This is a genomic window from Pediococcus damnosus, from assembly GCF_001611155.1.
In the GTDB taxonomy this organism is placed as follows: domain Bacteria; phylum Bacillota; class Bacilli; order Lactobacillales; family Lactobacillaceae; genus Pediococcus; species Pediococcus damnosus.
The window spans coordinates 54,904-74,751 of record NZ_CP012294.1; the positions used below are offsets into that span (position 1 = coordinate 54,904).

Consider the following 19,848-nt stretch of genomic DNA (forward strand, 5'->3'; position numbering starts at 1 on the left):
AATTTATCTTAGCGATTTTTGCTTAGATAAAGGTCGAGTTTGAAGACAAGTGATCTGCTTGGCTTCAAATCGTGCCCACCCCGTTCCAGGCCAGGGAAGCCGTAGAACGGTAATTAATCTAATTTCGGTGGACTAAACTGCTCAATAACAGTAATTAAAGTTATTTTTGTACTTTCAACCTTTAGATCTGTTATTTTATTTTGCTTTCTTCGGTACAATCAAAACTAAAGTTAAAATTAAAGCAATAATGAGAAATACGACGCCACCTCGCAAGGCCAAAGCTGTCCGTGCGACCAATGCAGTTCCCCCAATTGTTGTACTGAGAACTACTAAAATAGCTAAACCAATTGAACCACCAATTTGATGCGCAACGTTAACAACTCCGGATGCAGCTCCGGCGTCTCGTGGCACAATGTCGGCAATTCCAGCAGTTGTTAAGGGACTCAAGGCAGCTCCCTGGCCAATCCCAATTAAGATCATGGGTAAAGCAACAGCAACCACATAATTACTCCCACTTCCTGCAAAACTCAGCCATAACATTCCGGCAATTGTGAAGACAAGTCCGCCAACTAAAGTCATTCCGTTTCCAAACTTTGCTGTGAGTTTAGATACTTGTAAAGCACTTATAAAATTAGCAACGGTCATTGGGAAAAATCCCAGCCCTGCCATCAATGGCGAAAAGCCATAAACTTCTTGCAGAAATTGTGTGATGAAGAACCAAAATGCCATCATGGCACCTAAATATAACATTCGTGATAAATAGGCCCCCGTTCGTTCTTTATTTTTAAAGACCCGTAATGGCATAATTGGTTGAGCCACTTTGACTTTGCGAACGACGAACAAACCTAATAGGATAACTGCTGCAAGAATCCAAACCCAAGCAGTCGCACTAGTTGAAACTAATAAGATTCCGTAGACTAAACTTACCATTCCAAGCAATGAAAGAATGGAACCAATTCCATCAAATGACCCTTTCTGTGGTTTAGTTGCATGAACTGCTTTAGTCGCCCAGATAAACATTACAATTGCAATCGGAACGTTGACGAAAAAGGCATAACGCCAACTTAACAAACTGGCAAACAATCCACCAATCACTAAACCAACGCTAGCTCCAATTCCAGCAACTGCTCCATAATCAGCCACCGCTCGAATCCGTTTCGTACCTGCCGGAATGCTATCCATTAATAAAGCTAATGTGGATGGTGCCAATGCGGCAGCTCCCGCACCTTGAAACCCACGAGCGATGATCATCCACATTGAGCTATTGGCCATTCCAACTAAAAGTGAGCCTAACCCAAAGACAATCAAACCGATATTAAAAATTTGTTTACGACCGACAATATCGCCAAGCCGACCACCAAGTAATAACAACCCACCAAAAATAATTGTATAGGCGTTTTGTACCCAAGTTAAGTTTGCCGTTGATAAATGTAAATCGTCCTGAATTTTTGGGAGCGCCGTGATCACAACGGAAACATCTAAAACGGTCATAAAATAACTAACCAAGACAATTGATAAAATTGAAAATTCATACTTTGTAAATTTAGTTTGCATGTTTGCTGATCTCCTTTATTTGATTACAATTACGAAGTATAGAGGGTTGCAGTAACTGCAAGGCAAGCTTTTTTTGAAAAAAGTTTTATTTTTTTAATTATCTTGCTTATGATTAACCAAATAGCGTAACCAAACCACATTGCTCTTTGTCTGCACTCCTTTTAACGTAAAAGTTACTGGGGTTGTATCAGACAAACCTTCACGAGCTTCGAATAATGCAGGAGTTGTAGGAGTTCCGTCTGCTGCTGGGGTCACAACTAAACTGACTTCATCACACAAGCCTTGCTGAATAAAAGACCAATTCAAGACTGCACCGCCACCTAACATGACCGTTTCCAGATGAAACAAATTTTTTAGTTTTTTCAAGGCAAGTTTTGCATCTAACTTTTGATCTCCTGCAATAATGTACGGAATTTGTTTCTTTCGTAGAAACGCTTTATACGCATTACTAGCTTGATCCGTCAAAACTTCAAGGACCTGCGCATGCGTGTCTTGATAAATTAGCTCATTTGATTGCCAAGCCAAACGTCCATGAGGATCAATAGAAATATAATATTTTGAAAATTCAGTTGGAATCACAAAATCTCCGGCTGGAACTTTCGGTGCCGACTCATCCAGAATCGGTTTCTTGTAAAAAGTAAAATTATCATCGGTCGTTGTCCGGCCAGAAAGCCATCCTTGGTTTTGATAAAAACCGTCTTTCTCAAAAGCTAAATGATAAAATAATTGGCCAGCCTCAGGTCCCGCTGCACCATGATACGGTCCACTGATTTTCCCATCTAATGCTGTTGCCATATGACAAAAAATATAAGGTCTATCCATTTTTAATTTCTCCCTTTTCTTTAAAAAATTCATTTGTTTAATTTTTGAATCACTATTAATCATTACAAGTACTATGCTACGATCAATAAGTCTATACGTCTAATGCTTAAATTAAAGTACACTATGCCTTTTAGGCAATCTAAAAAAGCAGAATAAAAATTCCCATATATTGAGAATTTCTATCCTGCTTCACTCTGCTATTTTTCAGTTATTCATGATTATCTTTATTATCTTGTTTTGATTGTGGTGCATAAATATATTGTCGTAATGCTTGATATCGTTGATTAAGGGCCTGTTCCCTTTTATTCTCACGAGGCTTGTAGTAATGACGATCAATCAAATTATCAGGTAAGTATTGTTGTTTAGCAATTTGATGTGGTTGGTCAAATGGATTAAGCATATCGCCACCACCCGTTGTTTCAACAGAGTGTTTATAATGCGCATCTCGTAAATAACTTGGCATCCTATGCAACTGATTGGATTCCTTACCGTCTTCATTAGCAAGATTATAGCTCATCACTGCTGAATCTGATTTAGGCGCTAAACACAAGGTAATCGTTGCATATGCAAGGTGGGTACTCGCTCGCGGTAACCCGACTTGAAGTGCCGTCTGACAGGCAATCATCGCCGTGTCAACGGCATGTGAATCGGCTAATCCAATGAACATATATGCAAGATCACGGATTCGACGGACAGCCGATTCGAGATCACCGGAATTAAGAATAACGCTCAAGTAATATAAAGCGGCATCTGTATCAGAACCACCAACTGAATCTTGAAAAGCACTCAAGTAGTCATAATGATTTGTAGAATCTTTATCAAATACAAAATGCTGATTTTTGGCAAATTCCGCAATCTGTTCATGGCTGAGTTCTTTCCCGTGCATCGCCACTAGCGTTTCCAAAATATTTAAAGCAACCCGAACGTCACCATTAGCAGAATTACCGATCATTAAGGCCAGATCTTCTGCCAAATCAAACTGATAAATTTTTTGACTAGTTCGTTGCAAAACTGGCACCACATCGTTCGCTGTCACTGGTTTGAACTCAAATAGCTGACACCGCGAACGAATGGCTGGATTAATCGTGATCACTGGATTCTCTGTAGTTGTTCCAACAAGTAAAATCTGCCCCGATTCTAGGTATGGAAGCAGAAAATCTTGAATTGGTTTTGTTAATCGGTGAATTTCATCTAATTGTAAAACAAATGACTCGTTTGGATATTTACTCACAAACTTTTGTAAAACTGCTTTGTTTTCAGTACTGGCATTAAATTTTTCAAAAGGTAATTTAAGTGTTTTTGCCATGACATACGCAAGCGTGGACTTGCCAGTGCCAGGTGGACCCCATAAAATAAGCGAAATGGCGATTCCTTTATCAATTATTTGCCGGAGTGGTTGACCAGCATCTAATAATTCGTGTTGCCCAACAATCTCATCAAGCTTTTGCGGGCGCATCGCATCTGCCAAGGGTTGGTGAATATGGTTTTCACCGAATAGTGACATTGACTCTGAGGACATAATGGATCACTTCCTTAATATTTTGCTACCTTTATATATTAACACCTTCATTTAATTTTTATGAAACTAAAAAAGCACCCCAAAGAGTGTTTTAATATAATTATTCAAATGAAATTTACTCGCTAATTTCAACTATAATTCTAATTCTTTTTACTTTGGATCCGTTGCAACCAAGCCACCGGCCAAATTATTCATATTCGGTTTGTCGGTGGTCACAATCAGTTGTTCGTTTACAAAAGCATTCAATCCCAAGCTACTCATTTCACGCCCATAGCCGGAATTCTTTACCCCACCAAATGGTAAATCAGGTAACGAGACCATGAAATTATTAACAAACACCATTCCAGTTTCGATTTGACTAGCTACTTTGGTGCCCCGTTTAGGATCGCCACTGAAAACAATGCCGCCCAATCCTAAATCGGAATCATTGGCTAAATCAATCGCTTCTTGGTCACTGTTAACTTTATAAACTTGTGCAACCGGACCAAACATTTCTTGTGCATAAGCTGGATTATCTTTCTGTACATTTGTCAAAATGGTTGGTTGGAAAAATTGACCTGGTAAATCAATTTTTTCATTGCCATAATATAATGTCGCTCCCTTGGCAATCGCGTCATCAACTTGAGCCTGTAACTTATCCTTGGCCCGCTTAGAATTCATGGGCGCTAAGGTAGTTTGGCTATCCATTGGATCTCCAGGTTTGACGTTCGCAAAGTTTTCTTTGAGTTTTGCTAAAAACTTATCATACAAATTTGCTGCAACAATAAACCGTTTTGATGACGTGCAAACCTGTCCAGCGTTGTATAACCGAGCTCGCCAGGCAATATCAGTTACACTATCGATATCGGCATCGTCCAGAACAATGAACGCGTCAGTACCACCCAGTTCCATCGTATTTTTCTTTAGATTTTCACCAGCCGTCTTAGCAACACTTCGTCCGCCTCGCTCAGATCCGGTTAAGGCAACTCCCTGAACCCGTGAGTCCGCAATGATTTCAGCAACCTGATCATAACTTAAAAAGAGATTCTGTAAACTTGCATCAGGTGCTGAAGATTGTTTGATCATGTTTTCAAAAGCAACTGCTGAACCAGGTGTATTGGAAGCATGCTTCAAAATCATGGGATTGCCAACCATAAAGTTAGGCGCAAAAACACGCATAATTTGGTACATCGGAAAGTTCCATGGTTCTACCATCATCAAAACTCCTAGCGGATGTTTTTGAATTTGAGCATCCCCGGTCGCAACCGTTTCAATTTTAGTAGGCGCCAATAAATCGGCACCATGGTCAGCAAAATAGTCAGCAATCATTGCACAAAGGTCAACTTCGCCTTGGGCCTCACGATAAAGTTTTCCCATATCAGTAACCATTGCCTTAGCTAAGTAATCCCGATTTTGCCGAAACAATTTAGCAATTTCATGCAATTGCTCTGCCCGATGTGTTGGTTGCTCTTTTTCCCAGCGTTTGAATAAATCATTTCCATTTTCAAGAGCCTTTTGAATTTCTGAAGCCGTTGCATTTGGATACTCTTTAACAACTTCATTTGTATAAGGATTAACTGTTGCATATGCCATAAAAACACCTCCATAAGTAACTTTTGAGCTACTTAAATAACCTAAATAAAACTTTCTTAACTAACTATTTCTTTAATAAACTGGCCGGTCTTCACCTTGAGTTGCTGGATCAGCAATTCCCAAGCTATCTTTAGACCCAACCGTAGGATCAGCCACAATCTTCAAAACAACGTCGGCAATACTCTGACGTGAACCAGAGACACCATTGTATTGATCGTTTTTATGCGTAATGACATACTTAACTTCATCACGATCATTCAACCATGGTAAACGGAGCGTGGTGTAATCCAAGCCAGATTTTTCCAGTAATTTATCTGAATTAATGGCTGCTTGTAACCCACTCATAACACTTTGCTTGTTCCAACGACCAAATTCACCAGGAACTTCATCGTACAGACCTAAGATATTCGTAGAAATAAGGCGCTGAACACCATTTTTCTTCATGGCTTGAATCACATTCTTAGTCCAACTGTTATCCAAGGTATGATCCACAACCGCAACAAACACCATGTCCTGGCCCGCGACTGCTTTGTTTAAAACATCTTCATCATCCAAACTTCCCTCAATGACCGTTACTCTGGGGTTCTTGGCCAAATTACTTAACCGTTGACTATTCCGTAATAATAATGTGAGTTCCACATTTTTGAATGCTGATTCGTTCAAAATCCGCTTCTCAACAATGCGGGCGATCTGTCCGTTTGCTGCTGCAATTAATAATTTCATTTTTGATTCCTCCATTTATTTAGCTAGTCTTTTGAATCATAAGCCAACTTTTCTCTTTCATAATTTAACGTATGATCTTCAAAATGATTAATCTTAAAATCTAGGTATTTAATCGTTTTATTTAATTCTGAGCGTTTATCGGCTAACTCCTGTCGCTGATCTACCAATAGAGATTTGCGTGAATCTACCGTTTGATTGCCTTCTCGATATAATTTTACAAACTCGATTAAAGATTCAATCGACATTCCGGCTTTTCGTAACGCTTTAATATAGAACACCCAGTTCATGTCGTGTTCACTGTATTCGCGATAGCCACTCTCGTTACGTTTGATTTCTGGTAATAAACCAATTCGTTCCCAATAACGTAATGTATCCTTCGTTAGTTCAAATTTTTCACTCACACCATTTATATTCATTTGCGCACCTTCGTTTACATTCGATTACACGTTTTATCCCAAACCTTCATGTCCATTTTAAGGCAAGAACTTGTCTAAAGCAAATAATTAACTTCGACCAAAAATAAAAACGATGCTGAATCTCTTGTCTGAATTCAACACCGATTTTTTAGTCTTCAACTAGAGTTCCCCCAGCGTTCTTAACAAGGTTAGTCATTGTCGCAAGGGTATCCTTTAAAAGTGTTGATCCACTGGTTGCAAAGGCCGTCACTGTTTTGCCTCTAAAATCAACTTGTTCAAATAGACTGTGAATGATCATCGGTGGTTGTGACCACCAAGTCGGATAACCGACGTAAATTTTTGTATACTGACTCAAATCTGGTAGCGGCTCCCTCAATTTTGGATGGCTTTGACTATCCTTTTCATTTTGGGCAACCGGAACAAGACTATCGTAATCATCAGGATAAGCTTTTTCAGGCTGTAATCGATAAATATCCGCATGCAATTGTTGTTGCAAATTTAACGCAGCTGCCTTTGTGTTCCCTGATACTGAAAAATAAATGATTAATGCTTTTGAATCTGCCGTCTTAAAAACCTCCCTAAATTTTAAAACATGAATTTATCGGCCGCCACCCAAGCGTTCAACTTGAGCAGGATCACGATGATCAAAGAAGGCTGATTCTTTCATATCTAATGCTGTAATTTGGTCCATTTCTGCTGGGCTCAATTCAAAATCAAAAATGTTAATATTTTGTTCCATGCGCTCTTTGTGAACCGATTTTGCTAAACTAACAATCCCGCGTTGATATAACCAACGTAAAACGACCTGGCCTACACCTTTGCTATGATCGGTACCAATCTTACTCAAAACAGAATTCGTAAATAGGTTATGTTTACCTTCTGCAAATGGGGCCCATGCTTCTGGTTGAATACCCACTTTTTTGTTCCATGCCAGTTCGTCCACTTGTTGATTCCATGGGTTGATTTCAATCTGATTAACTGCCGGAGTTACGTCATTATGCAAATTTAAATCAACAAAGCGGTCCGCATTGAAATTAGAAATCCCAATTGCTCGGACTTTTCCGGCTTTTTTTAGCTCTTCCATAGCCCGCCATGACCCATAAACATCGCCGTATGGTTGATGAATCAGATATAAATCCAAATAATCTAATTGCAGTTTGTCTAAAGATGCCTGAAATGCTTTCATAGTTGCATCATAACCAGTTGAGCTGACCCAAACTTTAGTTGTGATAAATAGGTCCTTGCGATCCACGCTAGACTCTTTAATCGCTTCACCAACCTCAGCTTCGTTTCCATAAGCTTGAGCAGTATCAATCAAACGATAGCCTGCATCAATTGCATCTAACACAGCCTGTTTTGTACCGCCATTTTCAATTTGGAAAACACCAAAACCGACTGCTGGCATCTCAATACCATTATTTAATTTAAAAGTTGGAACTGTCATCATTAAAAACTTCCTTTCGTATTTACAAGCTCATCATAAACCCTTGTGTGAACTCCAAGGCAAGGATTAATTTTAATTCTTTTACTGCAAAAATGGATCCTAAAAAATTAGGATCCATTTTTCGTTCTATAGGTGTAAGAAAATTCCGGCGTCGACCAATTCCTTGGTAAATCCGGGAATCGTCTCTGTTCTTTGCCAATCACGTTGTAATTCACAAGCCAATTGCGGAATACTGGTTGGTTGAGCACCAGCCTGTTCCACCCGCCGTAAGGCCGCTTCATGGGCAACTACTGAAGTCCCGCCAACTGAATCCACCACCGGAAAGACCGCATAACCTTCTCGTAATGCGTCTAGAGCAGGAAATGTTAGACAGGCTTCTGTCCACAAGGCAGCAATAATTAAATTATGGCGCCCCGTTTTTTTAACGGCCGCATTAAATTCCTGATCCTCCCAAGCATTAATCGTGGTGCGATCATAGCTAGGAAGATCAGGCAATAAATTTTTGATCGGGGCAATGGTGTCCTTATTACGCCCATTTTTAACATTAACAGTTGATAAAATCACCGGAACTTTAAAGGTATTCATCAAACCTACGACATTGACTACGTTTTTGATAAGTTGTGCTCGATTCATCGAATTAATTGAGTTAATCTGCGTTGGTTGATAATCAATTAATAAAAGGCTGAGTTTTCAGGTGTTAACAGTTGATCTGAAACTGGATCTCTTCTTGCTTCACTTGTCATCTTCATCGCTCCCTAATTTTAAATACCGTTTTAAAAACAATAAAATATTTGGTTTGACCTCTTCTAAATAACCTTTTGCGTGATGAGTCCCCGGTAATAATAAAATTTCTACAGGGATTTGATACTGACTAAGGCGTTGACTTAACTCAAAAACGCCAGAAACTGGCACAAATTCATCTAAAGAATTAGCTAGCAACATGGGCCCTGTTTTTCCTTGAACGCGATAATATGGCGTTGCTTCCTTTGCACGACTGGGATCATGCAAATAATTGAGAATAAACCATTTATAAAAACTGTCATCTCGGCCACTCTGGTTAATTTCCGCACTGATGCCTGTCTGAAATTTTTGTTTCTGATCTTGTTTTGGAATGACACTTTGGTGATTCTTTAACCACACTTCAATATCGAAAATCCCCGATAATGAGACAACCGGAATCTGATACTTGATCCCCATTTCAACCGCCAGATTACCACCAACAGAAGAACCGACCACTGCCACTGGTAACGTTGAGGCGTGCTTTTTTACCGACTGATATAAATGATCCATATCAACTAACGGTTGCGGATAATACGCATCCGGTGTCAAATGATAATTTGGTGTCACAACCAAATATCCTCGTTGAGCAAGCCACATAGAGATATCTTCATCCTTATGCTTATCGCCGTGAAACCAACCACCACCATGAATAACAATTAAGACACCAGATAGCTGTTCAATGTTAGGACGATATTCATCTAAAGTTAGATCTGGTGCATAAGCTACATCCTTGTTAATTTCAATCTGCAAATAACCACCTCATTTCGAAAACTTCCTGATAATATCTACACTTTACCCAGTGGATGTGAATAATGCAAGCGCTTTTATTTGGGATATTAAATATTTCTAAATTTTTTTAAGCACGACATCTCTAATCTTTCTCAATTCAAAAAAATACTGTTATAAATGGCTAAGTTTCACATTCAGCTATGTAAATAAATAATTCAAAACAAAAAACGAGCCTTCAAATTTAGTTACTCGTTTTCTAGATTAATATTTAGTTGTTTTGCATTTTAGAGTTTACTAAAATAATCATCACAAATTTTGGTTCGCTCGTCAATTGCTCCTAAGATTTGTTCTAAGTTGGTAAGTTTCTCTGATGGACTATGCCAAATAGCTTGATCATTATCAATGGTTGTAGCACCAATGCGATGATAAAAAATTCGAAATCGTCGTTTTAAATTTTTGGTTGATAAAACTGATTGCCGCAATTCCAACCAGCGATTCTTAATCTCAGAAGGAAAACTTTTTCGTACTCTATTCAATAAGCGATTGGTACTTTTTTCGAATAACCAAGTACTATTTCGTAATAATTCTTTCCCATTAAATCGTAAATTCCATGTCTCTTCAAAATCAAAGGCAGTAAACATCCAATGATTTCCATCGTAAGTAATCATAATGCTATTATTCATAACATTGTCGCTACCATTGACTAGATTAACGAAAAGATAATAATCAATCACACTTTCCAAACTATAATAATCATCAAATTTAGCTTTAAACAACTCATCTGTTGATTCATGAACAAATTTCATCAAACGATCAACGTGTTCGTGAACTTCATCAGATACTTGTTCGGGATATAAAAGCGTAAAATCACTACCATCTAAATTAGCCGTTGAATGCGTAAATTCCAAATTTTTATTGTCACTAAATCCATTATTTCCCATAATGGCAATTTGTTTTGGATCATTAGATTTTAAACCTAGATCTTCTGCTTCACGCCACGCTGTAAAGCTGTACAACCCCTGGGGATCATTGTTAATTGCTAATAGCATGTTCTCTGGTATTAGTATTCCAAAATGAGGTGCCTCTTTCAACCGAGGTGCAACTTTCTTCTCACTGGCTACAATCGATTCCCAAATTTGTGCATCTACTGTGCCTCTGGAATTGGTTGCATCTGTATAACCAGAATTTAACGCATACTCGCTTGTTGCACGTACTTTTGTACTTAATTGAACAACTTTCGGTTTAGTACAAGCCTCATCTTGAAATAATTCCAATTTATAATTGTGTTTAGGTTGATGGACACTTGAACGTCCAATATTTTTTAACTTAGCAAAGCAATTTACCGAAACATTGGAGTTGTAATAATTTAAATTTGCTACGATTGGTTTTTCAGAACGCATTTGACTGACGTCACCACGAATTGTCATTAATGGTAATTCGTTCCCAATATTTTTCAGAACATTCTTCTTAACCCAATTTAATCGATCGTGACGAATAAAACTAGCATATGTCTCATGATCACTAATTGTGGCTTCGGCTAAAACTTGAACCACAGTACCATTAAGCTTATGTGCATCAGTGTTAGAAACCATCGTTGATTGATTAGTATTAAATGGAAAATCGTGGTAAATTCCTTCTTTTTCTTTATCATCTTGAATAACAGCTAAGTACGATCTTGGTGATTCATACTTCGTTACATGATCTAAAAGATTCAGTGGAATTACTGCTTCCTTGAATAGCCAAACTAATTGACCCTTATGCATAAATCGTACCCATTTTAATCCATTACTAGTAACAATTTCTTGAACCACATGGATTCTATCGCCATTTAACAGTTGTGCGTCAGTTTTTAAATCGGCCAATGCCGCTGGCTCTGCTGGCCAAAATTTGCCAGGTAATAATGCGTCAGCACGATTATTTTGGTCGATAACTGCTTCGTAATCTACTTTTTTCGACTCTATAATTGTTATCATATTAAACTTGTCACTCCAGTTATTGTTAGTTACTTCTTTAAGTATACATTAAAACTTTAAAGTTGTTTCTTTGATGAATTAATCAATTTGATTAACTGCTGAAAACACGTCATTATGCAATTTCGAATCAATAAAAAAGCCCACATTGATGAAGTAAAAATTGCAACTGTCTTTTTCTATTCCGTTCAACCATAAACATTTCCATGTGATTGGTGAATAAGATATAAAAATAAGTTATAAATCCGGACAATCTAATTGGAGTTGTTCTAAGAATGTTTGAAAATCTCACTTGAGTGCATTATAACCAGTTGAATCAACACATTGACATTGATATATCTTCATCATTACCCCCGCAATGCAAATCACCTCAATTTAAAAACTCTAGAGGGCATTTATCTTACCTAATAATAATTATTAAAAAAAGATGAACCAAGATTTTTAAAATCTTGGTTCATCTTTTTATTGCCTAATTCAAATTAATTTAGTCATCATCACGTTTCTTACGTTTGAGACCAAACCAACTAAGAATCATACCCATCAGTGATAGTCCAACTGCTGCTTCTGTTTTGTCAGAGTTCTCATTGGTTTGTGGTAACTTACCTTGGCTAGTGCTACTACTGTTATTACTATCGTTATTTGAGCCGTTGACACTTGAGCCAGCAGTCTTAGCTTCTAGCGTTCCAGTATTAACATTTTTATTGCTGCTAGAATTAGTCTTTCCTTTGTTACCGGTCTTACCAATAACATTATTATTTTCTTTCTTAACATTATTGCTATTTTTGGTATTGCCATTGTCATTAGTCTTTCCAGTTTGACCATTGCCTGTGGTGTTATTACCCGTACCATTAGGATTACTTGGCGTCGTTATACCAGATCCAGAATTAATCGGTGTATACGCAATTGTTACTGTAAGGTCATCCAAAGTTTCACCCTTCTTCAGAATGATCGCGTTTGGAATCAACTCAGCAACTTCCTTGTCACTTGGTGTGTAACCATTGATTTCAGGAACATCGACCTCATTATAAACACCTTGTGGCGTCCATGAAGTTTCACCTGTTGATTCATTGGTTATGAGCTTGTAAACAACCTTTTGAAGAATATCACCAGGTGTTTTTTTACCAGCACCCTCGAAATGAATAACTCGTGTTACAGTCACTTCACCTTGCGGATTGACGTCGCTACCATTATTGTCAACAATCTTATTGTTTGGAACATAGGTAACAACAATATTAGGTTCAGACTTAAAGTTTTCCACTTCGTCGTTGGTTAAATCAATCTCTGGTACCACATTTGGATTAACAGTAAATCCTTTTAAGTTTGGACTGATAACAGCCATGAAACCATCATTCGTCTCATCATCATCCTGACTATTGTCAGTTAACGTCCATTTGCCATAACCAACTAATGCACCAGTGTTTGAATCAATGGTTGCGGTGCGAGTATAGTAACCATTTTCAGTTACACTCGGTGGGGTTTGCTTCCCAGCACCTGTGTAGGTGATCTTGCGAGTAACTGTCTTGTTCAAATCAGTCTCACTTACACCACTTGGATACTTAGGTCCACTTGGATTACTTGGATCAACTGGATCCGTTGGATTCTTTGGATTGGATGGCGTAACTGTGGTCGTCTTACCGGCAGTATAGTTAACCGTCGTGTCATCTGAATTTGCTTGGAAACCAGTAACGTCTGCGTCGTTTAAGGTAATGGCACCAACACTCGCTTTATCAGCGGTATAACCTGGAACCACTGGACTCGTAACGGCCGTAAAGCCATCATTCGTATCATTAGTATCACCAGTATTATCCGTTAACGTCCATGGAGTATATCCAACTAATTTACCAGTTGTACTGTCAACCGTTGCGTTTCGAGTATAAGTCCCAGTTTGAGTTACGTAACCTGCGGTTAAGTCAGCCAATTGCTCTGGACTCAACGCTGCTTTTTGTTGCGCCGTTAAGTCATTAACATTCACACCTGTGTAGGTGATCTTGCGAGTAACTGTCTTGTTCAAATCAGTCTCACTTACACCACTTGGATACTTAGGTCCACTTGGATTACTTGGATCAACTGGATCCGTTGGATTCTTTGGATTGGATGGCGTAACTGTGGTCGTCTTACCGGCAGTATAGTTAACCGTCGTGTCATCTGAATTTGCTTGGAAACCAGTAACGTCTGCGTCGTTTAAGGTAATGGCACCAACACTCGCTTTATCAGCGGTATAACCTGGAACCACTGGACTCGTAACGGCCGTAAAGCCATCATTCGTATCATTAGTATCACCAGTATTATCCGTTAACGTCCATGGAGTATATCCAACTAATTTACCAGTTGTACTGTCAACCGTTGCGTTTCGAGTATAAGTCCCAGTTTGAGTTACGTAACCTGCGGTTAAGTCAGCCAATTGCTCTGGACTCAACGCTGCTTTTTGTTGCGCCGTTAAGTCATTAACATTCACACCTGTGTAGGTGATCTTGCGAGTAACTGTCTTGTTCAAATCAGTCTCACTTACACCACTTGGATACTTAGGTCCACTTGGATTACTTGGATCAACTGGATCCGTTGGATTCTTTGGATTGGATGGCGTAACTGTGGTCGTCTTACCGGCAGTATAAGTTACCGTCTTATCAGCTGAACCCGCTTCAAATCCATCAACTGCGGTAGTATCTAATGGATCTGCCGCAACAGTCTCTGTATCTGCAGTGTAGCCTGGAACCACTGGACTCGTAACGGCTGTAAAGCCATCATCGGTATCATCACTATCTTCATTAGTTGCTAACGTCCAATCACCATAACTGATTACGGCTTTCGTCGCATTATCAGTCGTGACTGTTCGAGTATAGTTACCCGTCTGGGTCACTTTACCTGCGGTCAAGTCCGCTAATTGTTCGTCACTTAAGCCAGCCTTTTGTTGCGCCGTTAAACTATCAACATCCACTCCCGTGTATGTGATTGTTCGACTAACTGCCTTATGCGTAGTGGCATAGTTGGCTTCACTTGGTGTTGATGGTGTCGTGGTTGTCGTCTTACCGGCGGTATAAGTTACCGTCTTATCAGCTGAACCCGCTTCAAATCCATCAACTGCGGTAGTATCTAATGGATCTGCCGCAACAGTCTCTGTATCTGCAGTGTAGCCTGGAACCACTGGACTCGTAACGGCTGTAAAGCCATCATCGATATCATCACTATCTTCATTAGTTGCTAACGTCCAATCACCATAACTAACAGCCTTACCAGTTATTTCGTCAGTCGTGACCGTTCGCGTATAGTTACCCGTTTGAGTGACGTAACCTGCGGTTAAATCGGCTAATTGTTCGTCACTTAAGCCAGCCTTTTGTTGTGTTGTTAAGCTATCAACATCCACGCCCATATAAGCAATCTTACGACTAATCGTCTTATGCGTACTCCTGTAATTTGGATCTGTTGGATCTGTTGGGGTAATCGGCTTACTATCCGAATGAATCAAATGAATCGTCAAATTATCCGTATCATCAGCGGTAAATGTATATGCAACACTACCACTCTGATTTTTAGCTAATTGATATCCAGCAGGAACTTTTCCTGAAGTCGATGTAACATAAGTTCCTGTACCATTCATCACACCACTAATGTTATCAGTAGCAACTATGGCCCCAGAATTATCATCATCAACATAAGTAACATCGAGGTTTTCAGAATTTGGTGTGTAATAAACATTATATGACGATGTGTTATTTGCATCAGTTGCAACTCGATCAGCCGCAACAGTTGGTAAAGTACTCTTAGTTGCATCAATTGCATAACCATCAGGCGTCGTTTCAACATACTTACTGAAACTATCACCTACATAGAAGCCATCAATACTGCTATCTAAATTCTTTACATAGTCCGAATCAATTGTATCTGTTTTAGTTAATGTTGCTTTGCCAGTACTGTCCTCGGTGTAATAATTAACCGTGATGCTTGCCGGTACATAGTCGTATGCAACATCAAATTCACGTGTATTTGGTGTATATGAACTACCAGTTTCATTAGTTCCAGGCGTGTTTGTACTTTTATCATACGTATAGATATCCGTCAATGCCGTTGTAGCATTAGTTACTGCCATCGTCGCATCATCATCTAATGTCATTTCACGACCATTAGATGAAGTAATAGCAGTGTACTTCGCCACTGCACTGCTGATAAATCCAGCTTTATCAAACGCATCACCGTAAATACCAGTTTCAGAATTAAGTTGTGTCTTAGTTCCATCCGGCAAATTACCATATAAATCATACTTAACTGCTTCATCGGCAATTAGATTTTGGGTATTTCCAGGTGTTTTCATAGTCTGCCAAGTAGTCCCATTTGCATCCGTCGTTGTGGCAGGCGTACCATCTGCATTCGTTGCTTGGGTTTGATAATAATCCATCGCACTTGTTAGCGTACCCTTTAATTTTCCACTAGTAATCGTACTGGTATCCCAACGACCCGCTAAACCATCAGAAGTAAACGTCGTCCCAGTCAAATCGTAGGTATCTCCGACATAACCAATGAACGCTTGATTACCATCATCACCAGTGATCCAATTTTGTGACACTGACAATGCATTCGCATCAGCATCATTCGTAATGTTATCACTGTCGTAAGTAACAGTTCCCATGTCACCATATTTATTTGTCCCATTATGACCACGAACTGCAAGTTGTACGGCAATAGGAGTATCAAGCTTAACCGTAATCGTGTAATTTCCATTCGTGCCCTTAACGACCGTAGCAGTTTGATTAGCAGCGATTCGATAATTCATAGCAAGACCACCAAGTGCCCAAGTATAAACATACTTTTGAGGCAACTTGAAGCTTGTATCGGCACTTAATGCACTGATAACGTCAGCTGTGTCAACTGTATCATCAGAATTCATGGCTACTGTGACCGTCGGATTGGTGTAATTTCCATACACAACATCATATTGATTGATACCCTCTTTAAAACCGCTAAGATAAGTCTGGGTAATTGCCTTACCATCGCTATCAACAAAATTAACACCCACCGTTGCCTCAGCAATGGTGTACACAAACGCCGCCGTATTATTTTTACTAATCGTAACCGTCTTATCCGCATTAATCGTGTTTTCGCCAACCGTAATGGTCTTAGTTGCAACACCTTCATCAGTTCCGGTCAAGTTATAACCGCCAACAGTCTCCGGAGTAATCACTACAACATCACCATAATTGGCATCAATCGTCATAGCGCCATCTGTATAAGCTGCCGCAACTGGTGTTCCACCATTAACCGTGTATGTGAAAGTAGTATTAGCTGGTACACCCGTTTCCGTAACCTTAACTTGCTCAGCATTCACAGTATAAACAGCATTAACTGTACCATCTGTGGTAGTTGGAATCGTAGGCGTGTCATTTGTTTTGTCTTCATCCGTATCATTGTATGTTGGTTTACTATATCCAGCAATATCAGTCAGCTTAGTCGCATCAATTGCTGCTCCCGGTATCCCTGAAAGGTCAGAGATGGGCTTTCCAAGATTAACGTAAACGGGTTTCCCGTTAGCATCCGTACCACTTTGATAAACTGGCTGAATGTTATAAGTAACATCGGTAGGCACATACGCAAACGTCATACTATTAGTACCAGTAACCGTATCATCAAAGCTTATTGTCTGAGCTGTCGCCGGAGCAACTGTATAGTTAGCCACTGCAGCAGGCGTAACAGTAATGTACTGACCCTCTGTTAAATCGAATTCAGTACCAGCTTCTGCGGTACTATACTCATCTGTTCCTGATGAAAATACACTCTTATCTGAATTATAAACAGTGTAATTGAAAGTTGTGTTAGCTGGTTCGCCCGTTGCATGAACAAAGGTTGCACCGGCACGCACAGTCTTAGTACCATAAGGCACATTAATAGTGCCACCGTTTTCAGTAATATCAATATTTAAAGTACTTGGTTTATCATAAGTGGTACCGTCCGTGTCTTTTGCTGTGAGTGGCAACGTGCTTGTATCTGCAGCAGCACCTGGAGCACCCGTTAACGCAGCTGTTGGGTCTCCTAAAGGAGTATCGGTTGTACCATAAACAGTACCCGATGAGGTACCATCCGAAGTAATTGTTGTCCTTACAACTGGTTGTAATTGATAGCTAACTGCATTCTCACCCACTGTTTCTGAGTAAAATTGAACCAAATAAGCCTCAGTTTGTGCACTAACTGAATCAGCATTATTATGAGGATTTGAATCATTTGGATCGGCTGTTGTTGCAAGACTAATGGTATTTGCAGACGCTGTATCAGTGGCGTAATCAAAACCTAAAATACCAGGATTTTTTGTATCAGTATTGCCATTAACAGTACTGTCTCCAGTAACTCGAGCCCAAACAGCATCTTCATATGCCTTGTCACCAGCAGTGCCATCAGGATAGGAGCTACGAACAATTGCAGTGTTAGAACCCATATCATTCAATTTAGCTTTATAGAAAGGCAAAATATAATGATAAGTATCCCAATAACCCTGTTGATAAGTAGTGGTAGCAATACCAGTTGGAATTGCTGTACCCGTATGAGTCTTGGTCGTATTAATGCCACTTGCTGCAGTCGTCTCTGTTATATCCGTAGGTAAAGTACCATCATACATCGCCTTCATAGCATCATACTTACCAACCATCATGTAACCATAATCAGCAGTAATTAAAACTCTAGAATAACTTAAATAGATTGAATTAAATATTGAGAAAATGGGATAAGCTACTCCATCCCCAGATAAAGTTAAACTATTCCAACCCGTTCCTGTTCCTGATTCCAGTGCACCAACGTACTCACCAAGTGATCCAGTACCTAGCATGTTACTTACCAAACCATTTATCGTTGCGTTCGCCGCTGCAGTGAGAAAGTCCACACCACTTGTGGGTAGGTGCAGCGTATTAGCTGTTGAATACATCTCTTCAATATGTGGCACCATAGTTGTCAAAGAATACTCACCATCAACTGACATCAACTTATAAGCTAATGCGATTGATTGCGTATTGATGTCAGAAAGGAGTTTATCCTGTCCCTCGTTTACATCAATTCCTTGAACATCAGAAATACTGTTAACCGCGGGCAGTACGGTTTGAAAAACATATTTTTGAGCCCCCGGAACAATTTCGGATATATACAAACTAAGCGTACCGTTTATAAACTTTTGAACGTTAGTCCATGTAGAAGAATCTGTGAGACCCTCTGGCTCATTCCAACGCTTGACAGGAGCTACAGGCTTTGCAATATCATTCTCTCCTGTACCTGCAAACATGTAATCATTAACAAGAAATTCACCAGCAGATTCCAAAATTTTATATGCCTGACTAATGTCAGAATCCGTGTTGGCATCGGTAGCCATTTGAAGAGCTTTCGTCAAATCATCTGGATTTGCTGTTAAAGTACCCAAATAAGTATTCAAGCTGTTCAAATAACTGTCAGGAGCTGCAATGGAATAATAATACATGGCCGCCATATCATCAAATGCTGCCGCGTATCCTGCATCAGTCGTTCCAAAATCAAATTTCAAAGTTGCAGTTGTTTTTAAATAGTTATAATAATCAATTAGTTGAGCTCGAGTAGCATTAGTGATTGAATTACCATTTCCATCGACAAATGCGCCAGTACCTGCAGCAGTCATTAGGGCAATATCCGCCATTGTAATCGGAGAGCCCCAGGCTACATCCAATCGTGTCTTTGAGCCAGAATAATCGCTGCTACTTGTACTAATCCCATCATCATAAGTCAAAGGACCAGTCAAAGCTGCTGCCTTTGCTTCAATCGTCACGTTCGTCAATCCAGCTTCACTTGCCAAAGCCTGTGCACGAGAAGCATCTTCATCCGGTGCCAGCACAATTGTGGTCGACCCATCAGCATTAACAGTAACCGTTGACCCCTCACCCAATTGGTCTTGAAGAGCTTTGGCTGTTGCCGCTGTGGCCGCATTTGGAATTATAGAAGAATTAGAGTCCGTCGATGAGTTGGAATTCTCTGACGAATCAGAACTGGTCGCTGACTCAGCACTAGTTGCTACTGCAGAGCTCACTGAAACAGCAGATTCTGTCGATGACGCAGAATTTGTCGTTGTAACAGAACTTGCAGCTGATGTACCACTCTCAGCTGCTGAAGATGAACTTTCCGTTTTTTCTGAACTTGCACTATTTGTCTTATTACCTGATGATTCTGTACTTGTAGAATCTGATAACGAACTAGTTGAACTGCTAGCTGCTGCAGAACTCTCACTAGATGTTAGTGTAAGGTTTTCCTAGATGGTCAATAAAATTCTAGGAATATTCATTTTGAGTTGAATATATAGAAAAAGACCTGTAGCCTTTTAATCGA

12 protein-coding genes and 1 pseudogene are annotated in these 19,848 nt (G+C 39.5%); 1 reads left to right on the forward strand and 12 read right to left on the reverse strand.

The genetic code is table 11. From position 1 onward, the window contains the following. Nucleotides 1-195 precede the first annotated feature (195 nt). The 12 genes and pseudogenes from ADU73_RS00255 to ADU73_RS00310 all read right to left on the reverse strand — a co-directional run bounded on the left by ADU73_RS00255 (nt 196) and on the right by ADU73_RS00310 (nt 19,411). Nucleotides 196-1,554, reverse strand: coding sequence for an MFS transporter (locus ADU73_RS00255; protein WP_062913056.1), 1,359 nt, complete (start codon nt 1,552-1,554; stop codon nt 196-198). A gap of 93 nt (nt 1,555-1,647) precedes the next feature. Further along, on the reverse strand, nt 1,648-2,376 hold the full coding sequence (locus ADU73_RS00260; protein ID WP_046871474.1) for a dihydrofolate reductase family protein: 729 nt from the start codon (nt 2,374-2,376) through the stop codon (nt 1,648-1,650). 208 nt (nt 2,377-2,584) lie between these two features. Beyond that, nucleotides 2,585-3,895, reverse strand: a complete 1,311-nt coding sequence (locus ADU73_RS00265; RefSeq protein ID WP_226996037.1) for a replication-associated recombination protein A — start codon at nt 3,893-3,895, stop codon at nt 2,585-2,587. Nucleotides 3,896-4,045: 150 nt separating this feature from the next. Then, nucleotides 4,046-5,467 carry an NAD-dependent succinate-semialdehyde dehydrogenase gene (locus ADU73_RS00270; protein ID WP_046871475.1) on the reverse strand — a complete coding sequence of 474 codons (1,422 nt, stop codon included), beginning with the start codon at nt 5,465-5,467 and terminating at the stop codon, nt 4,046-4,048. A gap of 72 nt (nt 5,468-5,539) precedes the next feature. Then, complete coding sequence (locus tag ADU73_RS00275; protein WP_046871476.1) at nt 5,540-6,190, reverse strand: NAD(P)H-binding protein; 651 nt, start codon at nt 6,188-6,190, stop codon at nt 5,540-5,542. A gap of 23 nt (nt 6,191-6,213) precedes the next feature. Next, nucleotides 6,214-6,606, reverse strand: a complete 393-nt coding sequence (locus ADU73_RS00280) for a MerR family transcriptional regulator (protein ID WP_046871477.1) — start codon at nt 6,604-6,606, stop codon at nt 6,214-6,216. A 148-nt stretch (nt 6,607-6,754) separates the two neighbouring features. Beyond that, nucleotides 6,755-7,204, reverse strand: a complete 450-nt coding sequence (locus tag ADU73_RS00285; RefSeq protein WP_062913057.1) for a flavodoxin — start codon at nt 7,202-7,204, stop codon at nt 6,755-6,757. Beyond that, nucleotides 7,205-8,050, reverse strand: a complete 846-nt coding sequence (locus ADU73_RS00290; protein WP_046871495.1) for an aldo/keto reductase — start codon at nt 8,048-8,050, stop codon at nt 7,205-7,207. Between the two features lie 126 nt (nt 8,051-8,176). Continuing rightward, nucleotides 8,177-8,793: pseudogene (locus ADU73_RS00295) on the reverse strand (hydrolase). After that, nucleotides 8,783-9,580 (reverse strand): alpha/beta hydrolase, encoded by a 798-nt coding sequence (locus ADU73_RS00300; protein WP_052694504.1) that lies wholly within the window; start codon nt 9,578-9,580, stop codon nt 8,783-8,785. The pseudogene ADU73_RS00295 and the gene ADU73_RS00300 overlap by 11 nt, the downstream one beginning before the upstream one ends. A 263-nt stretch (nt 9,581-9,843) precedes the next feature. Then, on the reverse strand, nt 9,844-11,532 hold the full coding sequence (locus tag ADU73_RS00305; RefSeq protein ID WP_046871479.1) for an SH3-like domain-containing protein: 1,689 nt from the start codon (nt 11,530-11,532) through the stop codon (nt 9,844-9,846). Nucleotides 11,533-12,013: 481 nt separating this feature from the next. After that, on the reverse strand, nt 12,014-19,411 hold the full coding sequence (locus ADU73_RS00310) for a mucin-binding protein (RefSeq protein ID WP_062913058.1): 7,398 nt from the start codon (nt 19,409-19,411) through the stop codon (nt 12,014-12,016). Between the two features lie 16 nt (nt 19,412-19,427). On the opposite strand from ADU73_RS00310, the gene ADU73_RS00315 reads away from it, so the two are divergent. Next, entirely contained in the window at nt 19,428-19,775 is a 348-nt protein-coding gene (locus tag ADU73_RS00315; protein WP_062913059.1) for a hypothetical protein, read from the forward strand. Nucleotides 19,776-19,848: the final 73 nt, after the last annotated feature.

What these genes read in the sequence shown, in the direction of transcription:
- ADU73_RS00270 (WP_046871475.1), bottom strand. Translation starts at nt 5,467, where the DNA reads ATGGCATATGCAACAGTTAATCCTTATACAAATGAAGTTGTTAAAGAG.
- ADU73_RS00290 (WP_046871495.1), bottom strand. Translation starts at nt 8,050, where the DNA reads ATGACAGTTCCAACTTTTAAATTAAATAATGGTATTGAGATGCCAGCA.
- ADU73_RS00265 (WP_226996037.1), bottom strand. Translation starts at nt 3,895, where the DNA reads ATGTCCTCAGAGTCAATGTCACTATTCGGTGAAAACCATATTCACCAA.
- ADU73_RS00280 (WP_046871477.1), bottom strand. Translation starts at nt 6,606, where the DNA reads ATGAATATAAATGGTGTGAGTGAAAAATTTGAACTAACGAAGGATACA.
- ADU73_RS00255 (WP_062913056.1), bottom strand. Translation starts at nt 1,554, where the DNA reads ATGCAAACTAAATTTACAAAGTATGAATTTTCAATTTTATCAATTGTC.
- ADU73_RS00275 (WP_046871476.1), bottom strand. Translation starts at nt 6,190, where the DNA reads ATGAAATTATTAATTGCAGCAGCAAACGGACAGATCGCCCGCATTGTT.
- ADU73_RS00260 (WP_046871474.1), bottom strand. Translation starts at nt 2,376, where the DNA reads ATGGATAGACCTTATATTTTTTGTCATATGGCAACAGCATTAGATGGG.
- ADU73_RS00305 (WP_046871479.1), bottom strand. Translation starts at nt 11,532, where the DNA reads ATGATAACAATTATAGAGTCGAAAAAAGTAGATTACGAAGCAGTTATC.